General features: G+C 63.3%; 19 protein-coding genes. 5 read left to right on the plus strand and 14 right to left on the minus strand.

From position 1 onward, the window contains the following. Window positions 1-53: 53 nt before the first annotated feature. From F753_RS49620 to F753_RS49240, 3 genes are all read right to left on the minus strand, one after another. Entirely contained in the window at window positions 54-338 is a 285-nt protein-coding gene (locus tag F753_RS49620; protein WP_156924053.1) for a hypothetical protein, read from the minus strand. Between the two features lie 57 nt (window positions 339-395). Further along, window positions 396-1,466 (minus strand): YaaC family protein, encoded by a 1,071-nt coding sequence (locus F753_RS49235; protein ID WP_084799395.1) that lies wholly within the window; start codon window positions 1,464-1,466, stop codon window positions 396-398. A gap of 88 nt (window positions 1,467-1,554) precedes the next feature. Then, window positions 1,555-2,253 carry a hypothetical protein gene (locus F753_RS49240; RefSeq protein WP_084799396.1) on the minus strand — a complete coding sequence of 233 codons (699 nt, stop codon included), beginning with the start codon at window positions 2,251-2,253 and terminating at the stop codon, window positions 1,555-1,557. Between the two features lie 145 nt (window positions 2,254-2,398). Here F753_RS49240 and F753_RS43265 point away from each other — a divergent pair, with 145 nt between their 5' ends. Continuing rightward, a complete protein-coding gene (locus F753_RS43265) occupies window positions 2,399-3,427 on the plus strand; it encodes an IS30 family transposase (RefSeq protein WP_019818564.1) in 1,029 nt (342 codons plus the stop codon). On the opposite strand, the gene F753_RS50080 is transcribed toward F753_RS43265, so the two are convergent. Continuing rightward, window positions 3,416-3,811 carry a hypothetical protein gene (locus F753_RS50080; protein WP_023446413.1) on the minus strand — a complete coding sequence of 132 codons (396 nt, stop codon included), beginning with the start codon at window positions 3,809-3,811 and terminating at the stop codon, window positions 3,416-3,418. The genes F753_RS43265 and F753_RS50080 overlap by 12 nt on opposite strands. 234 nt (window positions 3,812-4,045) lie before the next feature. On the opposite strand from F753_RS50080, the gene F753_RS43275 reads away from it, so the two are divergent. Together F753_RS43275 and F753_RS43280 are read left to right on the plus strand one after the other, a co-directional pair. After that, window positions 4,046-4,585 carry a DUF421 domain-containing protein gene (locus F753_RS43275; RefSeq protein WP_023446414.1) on the plus strand — a complete coding sequence of 180 codons (540 nt, stop codon included), beginning with the start codon at window positions 4,046-4,048 and terminating at the stop codon, window positions 4,583-4,585. A 131-nt stretch (window positions 4,586-4,716) separates the two neighbouring features. Then, the gene (locus tag F753_RS43280; protein WP_023446415.1) at window positions 4,717-5,604 is read left to right on the plus strand and encodes a LysR substrate-binding domain-containing protein; all 888 of its coding nucleotides are present in this window, start codon (window positions 4,717-4,719) and stop codon (window positions 5,602-5,604) included. 10 nt (window positions 5,605-5,614) lie between these two features. On the opposite strand, the gene F753_RS43285 is transcribed toward F753_RS43280, so the two are convergent. From F753_RS43285 to F753_RS43295, 3 genes are all read right to left on the minus strand, one after another. Further along, a complete protein-coding gene (locus F753_RS43285) occupies window positions 5,615-7,657 on the minus strand; it encodes an ATP-binding protein (RefSeq protein ID WP_023446416.1) in 2,043 nt (680 codons plus the stop codon). 433 nt (window positions 7,658-8,090) lie between these two features. Further along, window positions 8,091-9,572 (minus strand): YdgA family protein, encoded by a 1,482-nt coding sequence (locus F753_RS43290; protein WP_023446417.1) that lies wholly within the window; start codon window positions 9,570-9,572, stop codon window positions 8,091-8,093. A gap of 184 nt (window positions 9,573-9,756) precedes the next feature. Then, window positions 9,757-9,954, minus strand: coding sequence for a DUF2934 domain-containing protein (locus F753_RS43295; RefSeq protein WP_023446418.1), 198 nt, complete (start codon window positions 9,952-9,954; stop codon window positions 9,757-9,759). Between the two features lie 248 nt (window positions 9,955-10,202). On the opposite strand from F753_RS43295, the gene pgm reads away from it, so the two are divergent. After that, window positions 10,203-11,867 (plus strand): phosphoglucomutase (alpha-D-glucose-1,6-bisphosphate-dependent), encoded by a 1,665-nt coding sequence (gene pgm / locus F753_RS43300; protein WP_023446420.1) that lies wholly within the window; start codon window positions 10,203-10,205, stop codon window positions 11,865-11,867. Between the two features lie 16 nt (window positions 11,868-11,883). Here pgm and F753_RS43305 read toward each other — a convergent pair whose 3' ends face one another. The 7 genes from F753_RS43305 to pbpG all read right to left on the minus strand — a co-directional run bounded on the left by F753_RS43305 (window position 11,884) and on the right by pbpG (window position 20,202). Next, the gene (locus tag F753_RS43305; protein ID WP_023446421.1) at window positions 11,884-12,069 is read right to left on the minus strand and encodes a hypothetical protein; all 186 of its coding nucleotides are present in this window, start codon (window positions 12,067-12,069) and stop codon (window positions 11,884-11,886) included. A gap of 105 nt (window positions 12,070-12,174) precedes the next feature. Next, window positions 12,175-12,780 carry an eCIS core domain-containing protein gene (locus F753_RS43310; protein ID WP_023446422.1) on the minus strand — a complete coding sequence of 202 codons (606 nt, stop codon included), beginning with the start codon at window positions 12,778-12,780 and terminating at the stop codon, window positions 12,175-12,177. A gap of 79 nt (window positions 12,781-12,859) precedes the next feature. Next, entirely contained in the window at window positions 12,860-14,929 is a 2,070-nt protein-coding gene (gene treS, locus F753_RS43315) for a maltose alpha-D-glucosyltransferase (RefSeq protein WP_023446423.1), read from the minus strand. 57 nt (window positions 14,930-14,986) lie between these two features. After that, the gene (locus F753_RS43320) at window positions 14,987-16,543 is read right to left on the minus strand and encodes a PepSY domain-containing protein (RefSeq protein ID WP_023446424.1); all 1,557 of its coding nucleotides are present in this window, start codon (window positions 16,541-16,543) and stop codon (window positions 14,987-14,989) included. Window positions 16,544-16,548: 5 nt separating this feature from the next. After that, window positions 16,549-18,597 (minus strand): TonB-dependent receptor, encoded by a 2,049-nt coding sequence (locus tag F753_RS43325; RefSeq protein ID WP_023446425.1) that lies wholly within the window; start codon window positions 18,595-18,597, stop codon window positions 16,549-16,551. A 119-nt stretch (window positions 18,598-18,716) separates the two neighbouring features. Then, on the minus strand, window positions 18,717-19,106 hold the full coding sequence (locus F753_RS43330; protein ID WP_023446426.1) for a DUF2946 family protein: 390 nt from the start codon (window positions 19,104-19,106) through the stop codon (window positions 18,717-18,719). Window positions 19,107-19,260: 154 nt separating this feature from the next. After that, window positions 19,261-20,202, minus strand: a complete 942-nt coding sequence (gene pbpG, locus F753_RS43335) for a D-alanyl-D-alanine endopeptidase (RefSeq protein WP_023446427.1) — start codon at window positions 20,200-20,202, stop codon at window positions 19,261-19,263. Between the two features lie 234 nt (window positions 20,203-20,436). On the opposite strand from pbpG, the gene F753_RS43340 reads away from it, so the two are divergent. Next, complete coding sequence (locus F753_RS43340; RefSeq protein ID WP_003282345.1) at window positions 20,437-20,745, plus strand: ElaB/YgaM/YqjD family protein; 309 nt, start codon at window positions 20,437-20,439, stop codon at window positions 20,743-20,745. Window positions 20,746-20,755 lie beyond the last annotated feature (10 nt).

Consider the following 20,755-nt stretch of genomic DNA (forward strand, 5'->3'; position numbering starts at 1 on the left):
CTGGCATCTGAACGTTAAATAGGCTTTTCCAATATCCTTGGACTGAGCGCTAACTAATAACCCTTACCTTTCAAGTATTTTTCCTTTGCTATATCTATATCTATATCTATATCTATATCTGACTGACCTCTGCATTCTCTACGTTCGCCGTGCATGCCCTTGAAATTAGACGCCTTGAGTAGCAAATCTGGTGTTTTCTTTAACGATTGAGACCAACCCCGTTCGAATGCATCATATTCTGTAGATCCTAACGGGTACCTATTTTCGTATCTTCCTTTATTAGAAAAGTAGCTTTCTTTGCCTTCTTTATATGCCGGATGATCATGAATGCTGTTCATTAGCTATCACCATTTTGAAACGACGGGAATCAATTGAACCATTTGAAACGCGAGTCTTCATATCGCTGAAAATGGAATCACGCATTCTCGTGCCGTCGTAATTGACACTAATTGGTAGAGAAATTGACGAGGTGTTAAGCTAACAAACTCACTCACTAGTGGGCGGAGATCACCCTCCAGCAAAGATCTTATCTCTAATGGTCGATAACGTGCTGCGCTGCCAAGGTAGAACATCGCCATTAAAGAATATGCAAGATGTGGGACATCTCCAGGGCGGAGGTCTATGTAGTATCGATAGCCCTGCTGGGTGAGTATTGGAACCACATCGAGCGCAGAATACTCAGCTAATATGTTTTTATATTTCCGGTCAAGGTTATCTCTGGTAAAAGACTTTCTGCGTTTTGCTCGATAAACGACTTGCTTGTCGCGCGGATAACCTTCCTTAAAATATGCCGATCGATTACCTTTTAGAAATCGACTAGTATCTACTTTTGCCTCTTGCTCTTTATCAAAAATTAGCTCAGTGAAAAGGAAATCTCTATTTGAGTTCACTTGGAACTCGATTTTCACCGGAAGTAATTTTCGCTTGGTGATGTGACCAAGGCTGGCATAGATGCCATGAACCTCGGGCACATGAGATAGGGCTTGTCTGAAGTCGACCTCAAGAGGAGCCTTTATTTCTCTTCCAAGTTCAGCACAGAAATGCGAAAAGACATTGAAAGCGTCCTTCATTTTCGGCTTAGCTTCTATAGTCAACCTTTTTCCAAGCGGAAGCATTAGTCCATGATGCTCAAAAGTTGTTTCTAAATCAGCACCGCGAAGAGATAGAAACGATTTTACAAGATCAAGCATGCCGTAGTAGAAAAGTGTTCCTTGGGCAGGGAGAGGTACGCTCTGTGCTGCGCGGTAAAAATCCTCAGCAAGGGAAGCATAATAGATTGCGCGCTCAATGCGCTCACGGTTGGCACCACGCTTACCTGCAAGTTTTGTTTGCAGATGAGAACTGAGGAAAGCCCAAGGATCGCTGGATAGGACTTGCTGTTCTCCGGCCCCCAACTCTACAAATGAGTATCGAAGCCGATTGTACTTGTACAGGGCTATCTCACCTTTCTCAATTACACGCGGCATAATTGTCCTTGAAAATTAAATTTTATTAACGGAGCGGACATTAGCCATCCATGCAAGCGGAGCGAACGATTTGATCCAGCCATGTGACTCATAGCTCAATTACTCGAACTTTACGTTTTTTATCTTTCGACTCACGCCACACCATTACACGAAACTGCTGTCCAATAGGTTGCTCTGGCGTAGGTTTAGGTATTCGCGGCTTCTTGTTTATAACCTTTTTAAATATTTCACTTTCGACGCCACTCAAAGGCAAATTTAACTGCTTCGCAAGTATTGGCGCATTTTCAAATGATGTTCTTAGCTCACTTGTGAAATCTGGTTCGGAGCGTAAATCCTCTCCAAATATTGCCTCAGCCTCTATCATGGCTTGCTGCGCAGTTATTTTTCCCTGCTGAACTTTTAAAAATAACCTGTTAAGTTGACCCAGCGACCCACTATGTTTTTTTATTTTTGGTTTAGTTTGTCTGCTTGTAAACGGGGCAACCGCATGATTCGCCAAATAGTCACTCGCAGCACTAATTTGACTTTGAATTGTTTGGGACCCAGCCATGAATGAGCCGTACTGTCCAATCCCAATATAGATCGCGTAAAGGCATGCAGCAACTTTTGCATTTACCTTAATTGATCCCTCTTCAATTTCTAAAACTAGTGCGTAATCAGGAACCTTTAGAACCTTCCCGATATATGACTCCCACTCATCAAACAAATTTGTTGAGTAGTGCTCAAATTCTTTCCGGGGCAGGCTCGGCACGTTGATGTATAGGTCTGTTCCCCCGAGATCAATCATGCTTCATCCATTTATTCACAAATGTCACAACTATGATTAGACGCAACTGGTGCATAAAACAACGAACAAATAAGCAGTAAAATGAAACAGGGCGGCCGCGAAAACTGAGTGCAACACCTGACCTTTCCGGTACGGTGCTGCCCCTATGTCCTATTCCGAACTCAGCGTCGAAGAGCGCGCCATCATTCAACTCAGTCAAGCTCAAGGCTTCAGCCTGCGCGGCATTGCTCGCCTGATTGACAGGTCGCCCTCGACCATCAGCCGAGAGCTGAAGCGCAATCGAGGCAGTAGTGGTGCTTACTCGGCCCGCTGCGCCCAGCAACAGATGAATATTCGGCGCCAGGTTTGTCGCCCCAAGCGCAAGCTTGTGCCGGGCAGCGAGCGCTTCGAACTGGTGGCCCACATGCTGCGTAAGCGTTTGTCTCCCGAGCAGATTGCCGGCAAGCTGCGCAGCATGACCATACCCAACCTCAGAGATGCCTACGTCTGTCGTGAGACGATCTATAACGCGATCTATGCCTTGCCGGTCGGCGAGTTGCGCAAGGAGCTGATCGTCTGCCTGCGCCAAGGCAAGACGACGCGCCGGCCGCGCTCTGGTGGCGTGGATCGGCGCGGCCAGATCCCTGAGATGGTCAGCATTCATGTTCGCCCGCCAGAGATCGAAGACCGGCTGATGCCGGGGCATTGGGAGGGCGACCTGATCAAGGGTAAGGCCAACGCCTCGTCGGTAGGCACGTTGGTGGAGCGCACCAGTGGCTACCTGATGCTGATGAAGATGAACGACGCAACGGCGACCTCGGCGATGGAGGGCTTCAGTGCAGCGCTCAACAGCATGCCGCTGGCGATGCGCAAGAGCATGACCTACGACCAGGGCCGGGAGATGGCGCGGCATGCTGAAATCACCCAGCAGACAGGGGTCGCTATTTACTTCTGCGACCCGCACAGCCCCTGGCAGCGCGGTAGCAACGAAAACATCAACGGCCTGATCCGCCAGTACCTGCCCAAGGGGACTGACTTGTCGGTACACAGTCAAGAGCAATTGAATGCCATCGCCTTGGAGCTGAATATGCGCCCCCGTAAACGCTTCGATTTCAAGTGCCCGATCGAAGTCATGGGCGAGGTGATGCAGGAAGCCATGGCTATGCGGCATCATGCTCCAGCTTCAAATCAATAACCGTGTTGCACTCAGCTTCTGCAACCGCCCAGGCTTATTTTCTTGTTCTTGCTGTAGCAGGTCTTTCTTGAGCACCATGTCGACATCAACGACATAGGAGCGCGCCTGCAGCATCGGGTTGGCCACAGTCTTAAGGCCGCTTGAAGTGTGCAACGTGGCTTTGCCGTGGGTCATGCTCTGGATGGTGGCGAGCTTCAGTCCTTGACCTCCAGCACGAGGATGCCGCGACGCGGGTGCAGGATCACGAAGTCGGGGTAACCCGACCGGGACCTTGCTCCAGCAGAGGCAATCGACTTCCAGCAGCTCTCCAACCGCTCGGCAAAACCCCCGCTCGCCGGGCGTGTCGAACTGGCATTGCGAGCGTACAGGGATAAAGCGCGCCATCTGTACCGTCCTTGGTAGCGGACCGGTGCAACTCGTAGCGTCGCAGCGGAACCGTGATCGAGTGCGCAGTTGCTGCGCGTGATGGCACATTAGCCACTGCTTCCGTATGGGTAAAGCAGACGATGGATTAATCCCCAGTTTTCATACTGTTGCCTGACACGCGTCATTCACGTCGTTTGCACTTTCCCGCCGCCTACCCTGTCCACACTGCATAGGTCAGTTGCGGAGGTGATCGTGGAAGGCATGTTTTTCAGTAGCGGAACGACGTTGATACGCACGCTGGTGGTGGGCGTGCTGGCCTATATCAGCCTGGTGCTGCTGTTGCGCCTGTCGGGGCGGCGGACGTTGTCGAAGATGAATGCGTTCGATCTGGTGGTGACGGTTGCGCTGGGTTCGACCTTCGCGACGATTCTGCTCAATCGCAATGTGTCGCTGGCCGAGGGGGTGCTGGCGTTCGCGCTGTTGATCGGGCTGCAGTATGTGGTCACCTGGTCCAGCGTGCGGGTGGCGTGGGTGCGGCGTACGGTGACGGGCGAGCCGGCGCTGCTGTTCTATCGCGGGCGTTTTCTCGGCGATGCCATGCGCGTGGCGCGAGTGACCGAGGACGAGGTGCGGGCCGCTGCGCGCAGTCAGGGGCTGGCCGCGCTGGATGGCATCGAGGCGGTGGTACTGGAGACCGATGGCAGTTTCAGCGTGATCACCGATGGCGCAGGCGACAGCCGTTCCACGCTGGACGGGGTGAATGTGCCGGGGCCGAATGAAAAGGGCGTTTGAGGCCGTGGCACCCTTCGCCGGCGGCTGATCGACGGATCCGCCGCCGGGGGCCCGCGCCGGCCCGGTTGCCGCCGCGCGGCGCTGCCGCCAGACTCGTTGCTCACGCCCGCCATTCGATGCGATTCCCACCGATGAAAACCAACCTCGACGAAATGCTCGCCTTTGTCAGCGTGGTCGACAGTGGCTCGATCAGCGCCGCGGCCGAGCAGCTGGAACAGACCGCCTCGGGCGTCAGCCGGGCGTTGAGTCGGCTGGAGGACAAGCTGGCGGTGACGCTGTTGCGCCGCACCACGCGGCGCCTCGAGCTGACCGAGGAGGGCGAGGTGTTCCTGGCGCAGGCGCGGCGCATTCTGGCCAGCGTGGAGGAGGCCGAGGAGCAGATGGCGCTGCGGCGGCAGACACCCGCGGGGCGTCTGCGGGTCAACACCGCTTCGCCGTTCATGCTGCATGTGATCGCACCGCTGATCGGCGACTTTCGCGCGCGCTACCCGCAGATCGAGCTGGAGCTGTACAGCGACGACCGCATCATCGATCTGCTGGAGCGGCGTACCGACCTGGCCATCCGCATCGGCCCGCTGCCGGATTCCAGCCTGCATGCGCGGCCGCTGTGCCACACCATGCGCCGGGTGCTGGCGAGCCCGGCCTATCTGCAACGGCATGGCATGCCGGAGAGCGTCGAGGCGCTGGCCGGGCACAGCCTTATCAGCTTTACCGAGCCGGATCGGCTCAACGACTGGCCGGTGCGCCATGCGCTGGGGGAGAGCTGGCGGATCACCCCGGCGCTGCGTGTCTCCAGCGGCGATACGGCGCGTGAACTGGCGCTGGCCGGCGAGGGCTTGGTGTGCCTGTCCGACTTCATGACCGAGAAGGATCGGCAGCGCGGCGAGCTGGTGGAGGTGCTGGCGGCGCAGCGTGTCGATGTGCGCCAGCCGATCAATGCGGTGTATTACCGCAACAGCGCACTGGCCTCGCGCATCGCCTGCTTTATCGACTTTCTCAGCGAGCGCCTGGGCGCGTAGCCAGCCACGCTCAGCCGTTGCCGAGCATCTCGCCGACCTTGGTGGCGAAGACATCGATGGCGAAGGGCTTGGTGATCACTGCCATGTCCGGGCCGAGAAAATCGTTGGCGGCAAAGCTCTCGGCATAGCCGGTGGCGAACAGCACCTTCAGGCCGGGGCGTTGCTGGCGGGCGATGTCGGCCAGTTGCCGGCCGTTCATGCCGGGCAGGCCGACGTCGGAGATCAGCAGGTCGATGCGCTGCTCGCTCTCGGTGATGCAGAGCGCTTCGCTGGCTTCACCGGCCTCCAGGGTTTCATAGCCCAGCTCGTTCAGCACTTCGACCACCAGCGAGCGGACCACCGGCTCATCCTCGACCACCAGGATGGTTTCGCCGGCGCCTGTGGGCGTGCGTTCGGGTTCGTGGGCGAGGGCGGTGACTTCGCCCTGATGCACCGGCAGGTAGAGGTGCACCCGCGTGCCGATGTCCGGCTCGGACTCGATCTGGATGTAGCCCTTGGCCTGCTTGATGTAGCCATACACCATCGACAGCCCGAGCCCGGTGCCCTGGCCGATCGGCTTGGTGGTGAAGAATGGCTCGAAGGCCCGCGCCATGACGTTCGGCGCCATGCCCGTGCCGGTGTCGGTGACGCTGAGCAGCACGTACTCGCCAGCGCTCATGCCGCGCTTCTTCGGATCGGGCGTGTCGCCCATGGTGAAGCTGGCGGTCGACAGGGTGATGCGACCGCCGTAGGGCATGGCATCGCGCGCATTGATGACGAGGTTGATCAGCGCGCTTTCCAGCTGGTTGACGTCCATGCAGGCGGGCAGCAGCCCGGCGCTGAGGCGCGTCTCGATGGTGATGTTTTCGCCCGTGGTGCGATGCAGCAGATCCTCCAGCGAGGCCACCAGCTGGTTGACGTCGACCGGCTTGAGGTCGAGCGCCTGCTGCCGGGAGAAGGCCAGCAGCCGCTGGGTCAGCGCGGCGGCGCGCTGGGCGGACGTCACGGCGGCGCCGATGTAGCGCTCCAGCTCCAGCGGCTCGTTGCGCTGATGGCGCCGCTGCATCAGGTCGAGGCTGCCGATGATGCCGGTCAGCAGGTTGTTGAAGTCGTGGGCGATGCCGCCGGTGAGCTGGCCGACGGCCTCCATCTTCTGCGCCTGGCGCAGGGCTTCTTCGGCGCGGCTGCGCTCGGCGACCTCGGTGGCCACCCGCGCTTCAAGCGTCTCGTTGAGCTGGCGCAGGCTGTTCTCACTGACCCGCAGGGCATCTTCGACATGCCGGCGGGCGCTGATGTCGGTGCAGGCGCCGGCGACATAGGCGAGCGCTCCGCTGGCATCGCGAAAGGCCTTGGCCTTGCAGGCCAGCCAGCACTCCGCGTCGGCACGCAGCAGGCGAAACTCCGCGGTGTAGTCGTCGCCCCTGGCGTAGTGATCGAAGGCCAGCCGTACATCGGCGCGGTCTTCGGGATGGACCTGCTCGACGAAAGCATCGACGCTGGTCACCTTCAGCCCGAGCGGCAGGCGGAAGAGCTGCTCCAGCGCGCTGTCCAGGCTGAGGCTGCCATCGCTGAAGAGCCAGGTGAACGTACCGATGCCGGAACCGAGCAGCGCAGCGCGAAAGCGCTCCTCGAAGTGACTGAGACTGGCGCTGCCCTGACGCAGGACTTCCTCGGTCACGTCTTCGACCTGATGGATGATGTAGAGCACGGCGCCGTGCTCATCGAGCACCGGGACATTCAGCGGCCGCCAGTAACGCAGCTCGAAACCGCCGCCCTGCGCTGCGGGCCGGGGGATGTCGTAGCGGGTGATCGCCATGCGGTCCGGCGCGCGGCTGCGCAGGACGCGCTCGAGCGAGTCGCGCAAAACGCTGGTGCCGAACTCGGTCGGGTCGTCCGGGTTCTTGCGGAACACGTCGAATACCGGTCTGCCGATGCTTTCTTCCCTGCGCGTGTGGGTAGCGCGCAGCTGCGCATCGCTTGCAGCGAGGATGGTGAAATCCTGATCAGGCGCGAGGATCAGATGCAGGTTGGGGACGGCTTCGAATATCGCCTGATAGTTGAGCGTCTGCGTCATCGGACAAGCGGGCCCTTTGAATGAAACCCCGGCAGGGCGGTTCGCCACCGGCCAGGGGCTGCATGGTTTGAATGAGCGTGTGTTTTCTCGCTGCGTCAGGCCGCAATCGGCGAAGTCCCGGCTCGGCCTGGCGCATTTGTCATATTCAGCAGAGGCGGCGAGAGCGACGATGGTTCCAGCGACCTGACGGAGCGCAAGCGAATACCGAAACAGGGCGACGCGCGGGCGTTGGCAGGTGCAGATTGCAGCCGTAGGGAGATCAGGTCAGCGGTCGCGCAGCCGGCTCGGGCAGGGCGAGGGCAGGAAGGTGTCGGGGAGGTGACGGGTGATCGGAACGCCGCAAATGCCCTAAAGCGACACGGCCCTGCCCAGCGAGGTGCTGAACAGGGCCGCGGAGTTTTCTGTCACTGCGGACGCATCCGCAGGCTGGCGCTTACTGGCCGAGCAGACCGGCGTTCTGCGCCGAACCGAAGGCGAAGCCGATGAATTCCTGCACGCTCATTTCCCGGCCATTGAAGGTCACCCGGTTGTCGGCGTAGTGCAGCGAGCTGACCAGGCGTTCGCCTTCCAGGCGCGACCAGCCGGTGTCCAGCGCCATGCCGCTGAACAGCTCGGTGGCGGCATCGCTTTCCTCCTGCAGTGCCGCCGGGTCGAGCTGGCCGTCAGGCTGGTTGTTCTGCGCGACCAGCCCGGCGATGTCGCGCACCAGGTCCTTGTCGATACCGGCGTCGGCCTTGAGCGAGGCGAGCATGCTGGTGATCATCGCATCCGGGGTGAAGGCTTCTGCGCTCGGCGATTGCAGGTCGAGCACGACGGACAGGCGGGCCGAGCCGTGGGCGGTCTCGAAGCCGAACTCGTCGAGGGCCAGGGTGGGTTTGTGTTCCAGCAGCTGCAGGCCATGCGCCTGGAGTTCCTGCTGCTGGGCGGCGGTCATGCCGGCGAAGGATTCCTCCGGCGTGGCGCTGCTGTCGAGGATTGCCTTGTAGCTCGCGACCAGCGCCTTGAGGCTGCTTTCCTCGAGGTTGCGCAGGCTGAAGGCGAGGGTGAGGTTGCGCAAGGCCTGGCCTTTGGCGCTGACCTCGCCGATGCGGTAGGCGATGGTCTGGTCGAGGCCGCGGCTGCCGCGGCTCAGCGCCTCCTCGACGGAGGCCTGCTGGATGACCACGGCGGGTTCGTCGCCGGCCTTGATTTCCATGCGTTCCAGGGTGATGGCGGACGGGCCGAAGCCGAAGCCCGCGTCATAATCCTGCTTGTCGGCGCTCAGGCCGATGCCGCGCAGGCTCACCTGTACCGGCTGGCCGCTGTCGCTGCGCTGCAGGTCGATGTCGACTTCCGCCAGTTCACCGTCCATGCGTACGTCGCTGCCGGCCTTGTTCGCCTCGAAGTTGAGGTTGGCCGGTGCGATGCGCACGCTGCCGTCTTCGTCCTCGATGTTCAGCGCGGCGGTGCGCAGATCGCCGGCCTGGCCGCCGTCGTAGCCGATGGTCACGTCACCCACCAGCGGCACTTCGCCGGAGGCGGCGTCGAACAGCTTTTGCGTCAGCGGCGTGCGTTCGAGTTCGAAATGGCTCTGCGCGGCGACCGGCATCAGCTGGCCGCGGCTGAGACGGGAGACGGGGAAGGGGCCGTGTTCGAGGCGATCCTGCAGCAGCAGAGCGTAGTGTTCGGTGTTGCCTTCGTCGTCCGCCACTTCGATGTCGATCTGGTAACGCGCGGTGCTGGAGAGCAGCCCGCGTTCGAAGCTGAGCAGGGTGAGGCCGACCTCGGCACCGGCGCCGACGCCCATCTCGCGCAGCTTGAGGTTGGCCTGGTCAACGGCATCACGGGCGGTCGATTCGACCTGGGTGCTGGTGTAGAAGGTGGCGGCGCCGAAGAGGGCCAGGGGTACGGCAACGGCGAGTGCGAGCTTTTTCATGGAAGCATCCTGTGCGGTGGCTGGGCAGACGTCCTGTCAGCCGGTGGTTGGCAACCGGCGGCACTCTAGCAGCGCGCAGCGGCAGGCTCCAGCGCGCCGGGGCAGAGGATGGGAAGGGTGAGAACGTGGCAGCAGATTCGGGCGGGACGGCGCCTACTGCGCCTTCGCCGCCCTGCCTGCGTGGTTAATGCATGTTGTCCGATTTCGGCATGGGTATCGCCACACTGCTTTCCACACTGCCGGCCTCGGCGTCGCCTTCCTTGTAGAAGGGTTCGATTTCCTCGCGGGCCTGTTGCCAATGCTCACTTTCCTTGCCTTCCGGCTGGCCTTCGGCTTGCCAGATTTCATAGGCGCGCTGGCGGATTCGTTCGTCGACGTTCATGTGACAACCTCCTGGTCACGGGCTCGCGAACGCGAGCCGCTAAGCAGTGGAAAGGGGCCTGTGGCGGAGGTTCCGGCGGGGCGACGAGCGCGCATGGCCAAAACGTCGCAGGCTGGATAACGCCGCGCATGGAACCGCCGGCGCTGATGCGGTCGAAGCTCTGGATAAATGGCGCCGACTGGCGTTTCATTCGCTTCGCGCCACGCCCGCCTGGGCCGGCGTACCGCCTTTTCGCACAGGACTGACCGATGAGTATCGCCGCCAACGCAGGACGCCTGCCCGACCCGCACACCCTCACCCACCTGCCGCGCCTGGTGGCGCGCTACTACAGCGACCGGCCGGACCCGTCCGACCCGGCGCAGCAGGTGGCGTTCGGCACCTCCGGGCACCGCGGCTCCTCGCTCAAGGGCAGCTTCAACGAGTGGCATATCCTCGCCACCACCCAGGCGATCTGCGATTACCGCCGCCAGGAAGGCATCGACGGCCCGCTGTTCATGGGCATGGACACCCACGCGCTGTCCGAACCGGCATTCATCTCGGCGCTGGAAGTGCTCGCGGCCAACGGCATCGAGACGCGCATCGACGCCGGCTGCAGCGAAACCAACGGCGAGCCGGGCTACACACCGACCCCGGCGATCTCCAACGCGATCCTCAGCTACAACCGTGGCCGCACCAACGGGCTGGCCGATGGCATCGTCATCACGCCTTCGCACAACCCGCCGGGCGATGGCGGCTTCAAGTACAACCCCACCAACGGCGGCCCGGCCGACACCGGTGTGACCAAGTGGATTCAGGAACGCGCCAATGCGCTGCTGGTCGCCGGTCTCGATGGCGTCAAGCGCATGGATTACCGCCAGGCGCTGAAGGCCTCGACCACCCGGCGCTTCGATTTCATCGACGCCTATGTCGGCGGGCTGGAGCGGGTGATCGACCTCGACGCCATCCGCGGCTCGGGTCTGAAGTTCGCCGTCGACCCTCTGGGCGGCGCCGGCGTGCACTACTGGCCGCGCATCGCCGAGCGCTTCGGTTTGCCGCTGGAGGTGCTGTCCACGGTAGTCGACCCGACCTTCCGCTTCATGCGCCTGGACTGGGACGGCAAGATCCGCATGGACTGCAGCTCGCCACATGCCATGGCCGGGCTGATCGAGAACAAGGACCGCTTCGACGTGGCCTTCGCCTGCGACACCGACCACGACCGCCACGGCATCGTCACCCGCTCCGGCGGGCTGATGAACCCCAACCATTACCTGGCCGTGGCCATCGAATACCTGTTCACCCATCGCCCGGGCTGGAGCGCCGAGGCCGGCATCGGCAAGACGCTGGTGTCCTCGTCGATGATCGACCGCGTCGCCGCCGGCATCGAGCGTCGCCTGGTGGAGGTACCGGTGGGCTTCAAGTGGTTCGTCGACGGCCTGATGGATGGCAGCCTGGGCTTCGGCGGCGAAGAATCGGCCGGTGCGTCGTTCCTCGACAAGCAGGGCGGCGCCTGGTCCACCGACAAGGACGGGCTGATCCTCGGCCTGCTCGCGGCGGAAATCACCGCGGTGACCGGCAAGGACCCGAGCGAGCGCTACAAGGCGCTGACCGACCGCTTCGGCGCGCCGGTGTATCAGCGCATCGACGCCGCGGCCAACCGCGAGCAGAAGGCACGCCTGGGCAAGCTCTCCGCGTCGCAGGTCAGCGCCAAGGAGCTGGCCGGCCAGCCGATCATCCGCATCCTCACCGAGGCACCGGGCAACGGCGCGGCCATCGGCGGGCTGAAGGTGGAGACGGCGAACGGCTGGTTCGCCGCACGGCCGTCCGGCACCGAGGACGTCTACAAGATCTACGCCGAGAGCTTCGAAGGCGAAGCGCACCTGGCGCGCATTCAGGCCGAGGCCAAGGCGCTGGTGGATTCGGTGCTGGCCGGCTGAGGACCAATGCGCGGCGTCAGGCGTCGGGCTTCAGCTGCTGGCGGTCACTGATATTGACCGCCAGCTGCGCGGCTTCGACGTCGTCGGTCAGATAGCGGCTGTTGCCATTGGCATCGGTGACCCGATAGACCATGGCGATATCCGGGTGGCGCAGGTGCTCGGGAATGTCGTCGCCTTCGAGCTTGGTCACGGTCACACTCATGGCTCGGCTCCTGTTGGCGGTATCTGTCTGGCATGTGACTGCGCCGCGGCCGATCCGATCCGCTGAAACCGGGCGCCGAGCATCCGACGCGGGTGAGCGAATCGCTCAGCGTTGCGCATCCAGCGCCTTTTCCACCTCGAGTTCCAGCGCATACGCCGGCTGCTCCACGGCGCGGTGGTCCAGCGTATAGCGTCGTGCGAACTCGGCGACGCCCCAATCCAGATACTGTTCGACGTGCTTGAGCTCATGGGCCCAGAGCGCGACGTTGTCCTGCGCATCGCTGGCGTGGCGGAAGACGATGACGTCGATCAGGGTCACGGCGTTGACGTCGGGGTTGCGCAGCAGGGTGTTGCCGGCATTCAGCGCCACTTCGTCGCCGACGCGGTAGTTCGCGCTTTCCAGCACCGCGAGATCGAAGAAGGGTTCGAGCTGCGAGCGGATATGCAGCGGCATCGGCTGGACGCCGCCGGCCATCAGACGATCCCGCGATTGCTGAATCCAGTTCTGCAGCGCCAGCGCGGCCATGCGCTGCACACGGTCGTAAACGGCCTGGGTGTCGCTGGCAGAACCGGGCACGCAGAGGCAGCTGCCACTCAGGCAGATTGGCTGTTGGCCAGGCGGGCAGGCCGTCTGTGCCAGAGCCGGAGCGCCGACCCATTCCATGCAGGCGAGCAGCAGGGAAAGGCGGCGAAGAAGCGGGGTGAACGACACGCGAAGTCCTCGAAGGCGAGGGCGAGCCCCGGGCCGGTGCGCACTATAGCCGTGCGCCCGGGGCTCGCGAAGAGGGCCTTCAGATCACCGGCGATGCCGCGCTCACCACCCGCAGGGCCAGGCCTTCATAGGGGTCGAGGTTGAAGGTCAGCTCGCAGTTCTCGGTGAGGTCGCCTTCAACGCGCTCGTGGATGATGTCCACCACCGGGCCGGGCGCCACGCCGGGCAGGCAGACGGTTTCGCTGATGGTCTCGGCGCTGAAGTTCAGCGCGGTGATCTGTACGCCTTTGCCGGCCGGCAGCTCGTGAACCATGATCAGCAACCCCGGCGCCTGCACATCGGGAATCAGGATCTGCTTGCTCGCGGCGATGTCGTAGGCCTGGCGCACACTGAGGATGCGTTTGAGCTGGCAGGCGAAGGAGCCGCCGTGCTGCAGCTGCTCGGCCAGGCTGCCGTACAAGGCGCGGGCTTTCGGCAAACCTTCGGCGGACGTCGATGCCTCCGGTGCCAGGTCCGCCAGGTCATAGCCGCCGCGGTTGATCCAGCGCGTGTCGCCGTCGCCCATCAGGTGCTCGACCTGCTCCGGCGCCAGCGGCAGGGCACCGACCAGATCCCAGCCGGATAGAGCGAACACGCCGGGCTGCATGGCGTTGAACATCACCAGCAGGATATGCAGGCGCTGGATCTGCTCCACTTCGGCCGGGCCGATGGCGTCCAGATCACGGATGTTCAGCGCCGCCGCGATCACGCTGGCGGTGGTGCAGGCCACGCCGTTGGTGACGAACTTGAGGTTGTAGGGCGCATGCTCGCCGGTCAGCCGTTCGTACAGCTCCTCGCGGATCAGCTCGCGCAGGTGTCCGCCGGGCAGCGTCTGGCCCTTGTAGTGGTAGTGGTCGTAGGCGTGCAGCGTCCAGAAATGCACCAGTTCCAGGGTCAGCTCGTCGTGGTTCTGCAGTGCATGGATCAGCGAGGCCGGGTCGATGCCGAAGGCGTGCACCTCGCGCAGCATCATGCGCAGGAACTCGGTGTCGCCGGTCACCAGCGCGTGGTGATAGGCCGGACGGGTGATGAAGTCGTAGGACAGGTCGGCACCGCCGTGGGACATGGCGGCGATGTCATCGATGGTCAGGTTCAGTTCCTGGAAGCTGAAGCCGCCGGCCTTGCGAATCGCGCCAGCGAGCAGCTGGTTGCCGGTGACCGACAGCGGATGGCCCTCGGACCAGGCGGTGCCCTCGGCCCTTCGCTCGACACCGAGAAAGCCGTTGGCATCCAGGCGCAGCATGCGGGCGCCGGCCACATCGATGGCATGCAGGGCATCGCCAATGATCAGCTGCTGGGCAGCAAAGGTCGGATCGAGCCAGTTCAGCGACGGCTGGCCTTCCTTGAAGTAGTGCAGGTAGACCCAGCGCCTGACCTTGCCGTCGACCCCGGTGACTTCCCCGGTGACGCTCCAGTCGGTGTCCTTGATGCCGGGCTCGAAGAAGATCACCCGCTGCAACTGGCCGACGATGTAGTGCTTTTCATGCAGGCGGTCGACCACCGGCGGTTCGAGGTTGACCGAATCGCGTCCCGGCGGCACCTCGGGCAGCAGTTCCCAGTCCTCTTCGCGGATCTCCACCATGTGGTACAGCCCCGGATAGTCGCCGTAGGCCATTTCCGCGAGGCGGAAGTCGGCGCCCTTGCCGGTGTGCGCCGGGACGATGTCGTCGATGACGATGGCGTTGTGCGCGGCGGCGACCCGGCTGAGCTGCAGCATCTGCTCTTCGGTGCCCAGCTTCGGGTCGATATCGAAGCTGATGCGGTCGAAGTTGCCATCGATGGTCGGCGTGTACTCGCGGCCGCTCAAGCCACCAGAGCGCTTCATCGGGCCGTTGTGGATGCCCTGCACACCCAGCTCGGAGAGCGCGCTCCACAGGCGGTCGTTACCCAGCGCTTCGAGCACCGTACCGCCCTCGGGGGTGATGATGGCTGCCGGATAGGCGGTGAACCACACCGAGCCGATGGCGCTGGCATCGCGCGGCCGCGCCTGGGCGTAGGGCCGCTGCCAGAGCCGCGCCTGGCCGGCATAGAGGCGCGACCGCTCGCGCGCCGCGTGCAACATGGACTGGTCCACCAGCCACTGGATATAGCTATCGTCTGGGGTGCTCATTCGACGTCGGTTCCCGCTGTGCTAAGGGAAATGTAGTCGTTTGAGTCGGGTGTTCCGTCATCGTTGCATCGAATCGTCCGCCGAAGCTGTCCGGTCCAGCCGCGACGACCGGGCATCCGGCGCGGCCCGTGGCCTGACGCGCCGTGGCCGACCACGCAGGCGGCGCCAGCCCAGCAGCACGCCACTGACGGCGATCACCAGCATGCCGGCGCTGAATGCCAGCAACAGGCCGTCACGCAGTAGCGGCCGTTGCAGCAAGGGCAGCCAGTCCCAGCTGTGCAGCAGCTTGAACACCCAGCGCACGGCACGCCGGCGCTGGTCGAGCTGTTCGATAACGGTGCCGCTGTAGGGGTCGAGATGCAGCCAGGTCGCGGCCGAGTCGTCGAAACGCACCCGCAGCATCGGCAGCCGTCGCGGTAGATGGCTGTAGAGGCTCGGTTCGCTGCGGGCGTAGTAGTGGAAGTCTTCCTGTTCCAGCCATTCGAAGCGCAGCTGCTGTTCGGGCCAGGCCTGGCGGACCTCGCGTTCCAGCAGGGCGCGCTCAAGGCGTTCCTGTGCCGGCTCGGAATGGGGGGCGGGCAGAATGCGTGTTTCACCCTTGGCATCGATACCGAGCAGATAGGGCTGATCGCCGAGCACCTGCCACTGCAGCTCCACCGGTTCGATACCAGCCTCGCGGAATCGGGCCAGCGCAGCGGCCAGATCCGTATCCAGCGCCTCGGTGTTTAGCGGCGCTTGCCGCAGCGCGGCGGCATCGATGGTCGAGCGCTTCTCGAACAGCCCCCAGGGCTCCATCGACAGCATGCCGCTGACCAGCCAGACCAGCAGCGCCACGCCGACCAGCATCCCGCCAACGTGGTGCACGCGGCCAGCGCCAGCCGGGTAGGGCGAGTGCGAGCCGTTGCGGTAGCGACCGGCGAAGCGCCAGCGCAGCAGCCCGATCAGCATGCCCAGCAGCACCAGCACCGCGGCCAGCAGCGCACCGTAGACCAGCGCTACCGACCAGATCGCCTTCGGCATGACTTCACGCAACGGGTAGAGCCAGTGCAGCCAGGCTCCGAGCAGGTTCCAGGCGCGCTCGTGGGCCGTGGCGTCGCGCACCACCAGCCCGGTGTGGCTGGAAACGTACAGCAGATGCCCTTCCGCATCGTCCGCCTGCAAGCGATACAGCGGTCGCTCGCGGGCCAGGGCGTGGTTGCGCGTCCAGGCATCTTCCTCGACCCGATCGAGCAAACGCACCTCGCCACCGTCCGCGAACTGCCGCGCACTGGCCAGTGCCTCGGCAGCGCCGATGTGCTCGATGCGCTTGCCGCTGCGTGCGTCCACCACCAGCAGCGGCCCGTCGCCGTAATCCAGCAGATAGCGCGGCGAGCTACCCGCGCTCGTCAGACGCAGGCTGAGCGGCGTGCGCGGGTCTGCGCTGGCGGCAAGCGCTGCGCCCGGAGCGATGCAGCAATCGCCACTCAGCGGCTGCAGGCGTGACAGGTGCTCCTCTGGCGTCAACTTGGGGTAGCCGACGAAGAGCATCACCACGCCGCTGACGATCCAGAGCAGCACAAACAGGCCGAGCCCGATACCCAGCCAGCGGTGCGCGAGGTACAGATAGCGCTTCATGCGGCTCAGAAGTCCAGGGTCACGGCGGCATACAGCGCGCGGCCATCGCCCGGCGCGTGCAACGACTGGACACCGTCGTACCAGACGTACTCGTAGTAGCGGTCGGTGAGGTTCTTCAGCTGCAGGTCGACGGCCAGCTGCTCGGTCAGCTGGTAGCTGGCGCCCAGATTGAACAGCACGTAGCCGCCGTATTTGCCCTGGGTGTTCTCGCGTTCGAGGTAGTAGTCGGTCTGGCCGTTGAGCCAGGCGCTGAGCTGCAGGTCCGGCGTTGCCTGATAGGTGCTGCCGGCCGAGTACAGCCGCTGCGGCACGTGGTCGATCTGCTGGCCCTGACTGGCCGGCAGGCTCGGGTCGGCCTTCTCGATTTCGGAGAACTGCCAGGAGTGCGCCAGCCACAGATTCAGATCGCTGGCGGGGTAGAGGTTGAGCTGGGCGTCGTAGCCCCAGCGGCGAGTCTGGCCAAGGTTTTCCGATTCGCCGCTGGGGTCGTTGAGCCGGCGGCGCACCTCGTCCGTGGCCACCTGCTCCCAGTAGGCGATGCGCCCATCGATCCAGTGCGCCGGGCTGAACTTGATGCCGGTCTCCCAGCCGTCGTTGATCGACGGCGAGAGATCGCTGGTGCGCGGCGGCACCTTGTAGGCGGCGGCGCCGGTGCCGATCTGGAAGGTCCGACCCCAGTTGCCATACAGGCTCAGCTGCTCGATGGGGGTGTAGATCAGGCTGATTTTCGGCTGCTCGATGCTGCCGTAGTCGTTGATGGCGTAATCGTTGCCGCTCAGCTCATCGGTGAAGTCGCCCTCGATGCGGTCGACGCGAAACGCCGGGATGATCTTCAGCAATTCGACCGGCTGGATCACCGCCTGCAGGTAGGCGCCGTAGCTGTCGTAGTCGAAGCGCTGGTCGCGGGTCTGGGTCACGACCTGGCGCTCGACGGCGGTGTAGCGCTCGCTGCGGTTGCGCTGCTGCTCGGTGTCGAGCCCGCCTTCAATGGCCAGGTCATGCAGCCAGGACACGTCCGGGCGATAGGTCAGCGAGGTACGCGCGCCGTAGTGCTTTTCCTCACTGGTACGCCGCTGCTGTGGCGCCGATTGCGAGAAACGCACCCAGCGGTCGTCGTCCAGGGTGTTGAGCCAGACCTTGGTCGCCCAGCTGAGATCGCTGGCCAGTTGGCTGTCCAGATGCAGGCTGAGCTGATTCATGCGCCGCTCGCCCATGTCGCTGGATGACAGCGCGTAGGACTGACGGGGCGAGTGCCGTGCGTCCTCGCGGGACAGGTAACCCGGCTCGTCCGCCTCGGCCTCGTAGTGCCGGGCGATCAGGCCGAGGCGCCAGTTGCCGGCATCCGGCGTGTAGAACCATTTACCGGACAGGCTGGTGCGCTCGCTGCCGGCATGGTCGCGGTAGCCATCGCTCTTCTGCTGGCCGATGAAGTAGTTCTGCGTCCAGTTGCCGCTTTCGATGCCCTTGGCCAGCTGCAGCTCCTGGGTGTCGTAGCTGCCGTAGCGCAGCCGCGCCTTGCCGTAGTCACCGCCGATGCGCGACTGCACGGCGACGTTGCCGGCGATGTTGTACAGGCCGTAGCGCGGATCGTTGGTGCCGCGCACCACCTCGATGCCGTCGATCTCCAGCGGAAACAGCATGTCCAGATAGGGCATGTTGCCGTCGTTGCTGTTGCTCGGGATGCCGTCGATCAGCAGCTTGACCGCATTGACCTCGCCCTCGCCGTTGAAGCCACGAAAGGACAGCTTGCCGGAGCTGGTGCCCTGGCCGAATTCGGTGAGCATCACTCCCGGCGCGCGACGAAACAGCTCCCAGCTGTAGAGCACCGGTAGCTGTTCGAGAATGTCGCCGCCGAGCAGATCGACCGAGCTGATCACGCTGCTGGTCGGCAGACCACCACCCGACTGGGTGGCGGTGACGGTGCTGCTGCCCAGCGACAGCGCGGAGGCAGCGGTATCGGCAAGGCTTGCCGGCAGATAAGCAGCGGCCAGCGCCGCAATAACAAGACGAGGCAGCGCAGGACGCCGCGACGGGTGCGCAGGATGGTCGAGCATCTCGCATGTTCCTTGTGCAACAGACAGGGCCGTACGGCGAATGGCCGCAGGCAGACGCCAACACCACGTGGTCGGTGCAGGCAGTTCAGGCGAAGCAACGAAGGGTGACGCCAGCGGCGTCAGGCGAGGGGGGAGGCGCGAGGATTGAGGGCCGGCCACTGTTGCCGTGGCGACGGTCGATGGGAGCGGGCTTCGACAGCAACCACCAGGCCGCCGCGCATTTCCTGCGGCAACAACGGTGCTGCACCGGGCAGCGCTGCCAGGCCCATCGAACCGGCGCAGCAGCAGCACGGCGGCATCCCGCCATGGGCGCTCGGCTCATGCTCGCCTCGGGCCGTCGACTCGTGCAGCGCGTGCGAGTGCTGCTGCGCCTGCATCAGCGGGCAATGTCCGCTCCAGCCGAGCAGCCGCTTGGTCTCTGCCGGCAACAGGCCCGACAGCGGCATGCTCAGCAGATGGATCAGCAGGGCCAGGCTGGCGAGCCAGGCGGGAAGGCGGCGGCGTGTCATCGGCGATCCGATCAGGCGCAGGTGCGAATGGCGTTCATGATAGGAACGACTCTCAGCAAAAAGAGTTGCGCAAACTCAAGAATGTTCGCTGATCGTCAGGCCTGCCGGTCAGATTCGCTGCGCGACGCCATCGCCACGCAGCGAACGGCAGACCTCAGCGGGCGTCGAGCAGTGCCTGCGCCGCGTCGGCGGGTTGCCCGGCCAGCTGCTGGCGCTGCGCCTGCTTCTGCTGCTTGTAGGCCAGTGCCGCGGCGGGTACCGGGGTGACGGTGCCGGTTTCCAGCCACTTCTTCAGCCGGTTGGCGTCGGCCATGTGGGTGTACTTGCCAAACGCATCGAGCACCACGAAGGCCACCGGCCGCTGTTTCATGGTGGTGCTCATCACCAGGCAATGGCCGGCGGCATTGGTGAAACCGGTCTTGCTCAGCTGGATGTCCCAGTTGTTCTTGCGCACCAGGGCGTTGGTGTTGCGAAAGCCGAGGGTGTAGTTGGGTTTGCGGAAGGCGACGGTCTTCTCGTCGGTGGTGCTGAACTGCTGGATCAGCGCGTACTGGCGGCTGGCGCGGATCAGCTTGACCAAGTCATTGGCACTGGAGACATTGCGTTCGGACAGCCCGGTGGGCTCGACATAGTGTGTGCGGGTCATGCCCAGCGCCCGCGCCTTGGCGTTCATCGCCTGGATGAAGGCCGAGTAGCCACCCGGATAGTGGTGGGCGAGGCTCGCGGCGGCGCGGGTCTCGGAAGACATCAGGGTCAGCAGCAGCATCTCGCGGCGGCTGATCTCGCTGCCGATACGCACGCGGGAGAACACGCCCTGCATCTCCCTGGCATCGCGGATGGTCACCGGCAGCGCCTGATCCAGCGGCAGCTTGGCGTCCAGCACGACCATGGCGGTCATCAGTTTGGTCACCGAGGCGATCGGCACCACCATGTCCGGATTGCTGGAATAGAGCACTTCATTGGTCTTCAGATCGACCAGCAGGGCGCTGCCGGAGGCGAGTTCCTGTACGGCCGGCTTGGCGGCCTGGGCATGGATGGCCGGCAACGAGGCCAGGCAGGCGAACAGCAGACTGGCGAGGGTACGACGAAAGTTCACGATGGGTGTTTCCCCGCGATGGAAGGGCGAAATGCGCTGAATGCGACGTGGTAGACGTTTCGCCAGTATAGGGAATCGCCCGCAGACTCGCCTCTTTCCGATGAGCGGTTCGTCGGAAGAGCAGCGCCAGAGCGGCCGCGTAACGATCCGGCCGATGTTGCGCGCAAAGATCGGGCCGCACCTCTGCCTGTTTTCGGAGTCAAACAACCACACTTACCGAGGGGAGGTCCCACCATGTCCCGTTTCAGCAAAGCCACCACCCGCGAAGAAGTCCAACACGAGATCGACAGCCTGATGCGCGCGCTCGATGAGCTCAAGCACGATGCCGCCCACGACTCGCGCAAGCGCCTAAGCGCACTGCGTTCGCGTGCCGAGTCACTCTGGCACGATAACGACTGGGATGAGCACTATGCCGATATCTCCCGACGCACCCGCGAAGCCAGCCGTGCTGCGCGCGAATGCGCCAAGGAGCATCCGCTGGGTACCCTGGCTCTGGCCGCGGGCGCCTTTGCCGTGATCGGCTATCTGATCACCCGTCGCTGATCGGCAGCCG

Source organism: Stutzerimonas chloritidismutans AW-1 (genome assembly GCF_000495915.1).
GTDB lineage: Bacteria > Pseudomonadota > Gammaproteobacteria > Pseudomonadales > Pseudomonadaceae > Stutzerimonas > Stutzerimonas chloritidismutans.

Excerpts from the sequence above, each read along its gene's own strand:
- F753_RS43340 (WP_003282345.1), top strand. The coding sequence starts at position 20,437 with ATGTCCCGTTTCAGCAAAGCCACCACCCGCGAAGAAGTCCAACACGAG.
- F753_RS50080 (WP_023446413.1), bottom strand. The coding sequence starts at position 3,811 with ATGGCGCGCTTTATCCCTGTACGCTCGCAATGCCAGTTCGACACGCCC.
- F753_RS43320 (WP_023446424.1), bottom strand. The coding sequence starts at position 16,543 with ATGAAGCGCTATCTGTACCTCGCGCACCGCTGGCTGGGTATCGGGCTC.
- pgm (WP_023446420.1), top strand. The coding sequence starts at position 10,203 with ATGAGTATCGCCGCCAACGCAGGACGCCTGCCCGACCCGCACACCCTC.
- F753_RS43265 (WP_019818564.1), top strand. The coding sequence starts at position 2,399 with ATGTCCTATTCCGAACTCAGCGTCGAAGAGCGCGCCATCATTCAACTC.
- F753_RS49240 (WP_084799396.1), bottom strand. The coding sequence starts at position 2,253 with ATGATTGATCTCGGGGGAACAGACCTATACATCAACGTGCCGAGCCTG.
- F753_RS43290 (WP_023446417.1), bottom strand. The coding sequence starts at position 9,572 with ATGAAAAAGCTCGCACTCGCCGTTGCCGTACCCCTGGCCCTCTTCGGC.
- F753_RS43330 (WP_023446426.1), bottom strand. The coding sequence starts at position 19,106 with ATGACACGCCGCCGCCTTCCCGCCTGGCTCGCCAGCCTGGCCCTGCTG.
- F753_RS43305 (WP_023446421.1), bottom strand. The coding sequence starts at position 12,069 with ATGAGTGTGACCGTGACCAAGCTCGAAGGCGACGACATTCCCGAGCAC.
- F753_RS49620 (WP_156924053.1), bottom strand. The coding sequence starts at position 338 with ATGAACAGCATTCATGATCATCCGGCATATAAAGAAGGCAAAGAAAGC.
- F753_RS43285 (WP_023446416.1), bottom strand. The coding sequence starts at position 7,657 with ATGACGCAGACGCTCAACTATCAGGCGATATTCGAAGCCGTCCCCAAC.
- F753_RS49235 (WP_084799395.1), bottom strand. The coding sequence starts at position 1,466 with ATGCCGCGTGTAATTGAGAAAGGTGAGATAGCCCTGTACAAGTACAAT.
- F753_RS43295 (WP_023446418.1), bottom strand. The coding sequence starts at position 9,954 with ATGAACGTCGACGAACGAATCCGCCAGCGCGCCTATGAAATCTGGCAA.
- treS (WP_023446423.1), bottom strand. The coding sequence starts at position 14,929 with ATGAGCACCCCAGACGATAGCTATATCCAGTGGCTGGTGGACCAGTCC.
- F753_RS43325 (WP_023446425.1), bottom strand. The coding sequence starts at position 18,597 with ATGCTCGACCATCCTGCGCACCCGTCGCGGCGTCCTGCGCTGCCTCGT.
- F753_RS43280 (WP_023446415.1), top strand. The coding sequence starts at position 4,717 with ATGAAAACCAACCTCGACGAAATGCTCGCCTTTGTCAGCGTGGTCGAC.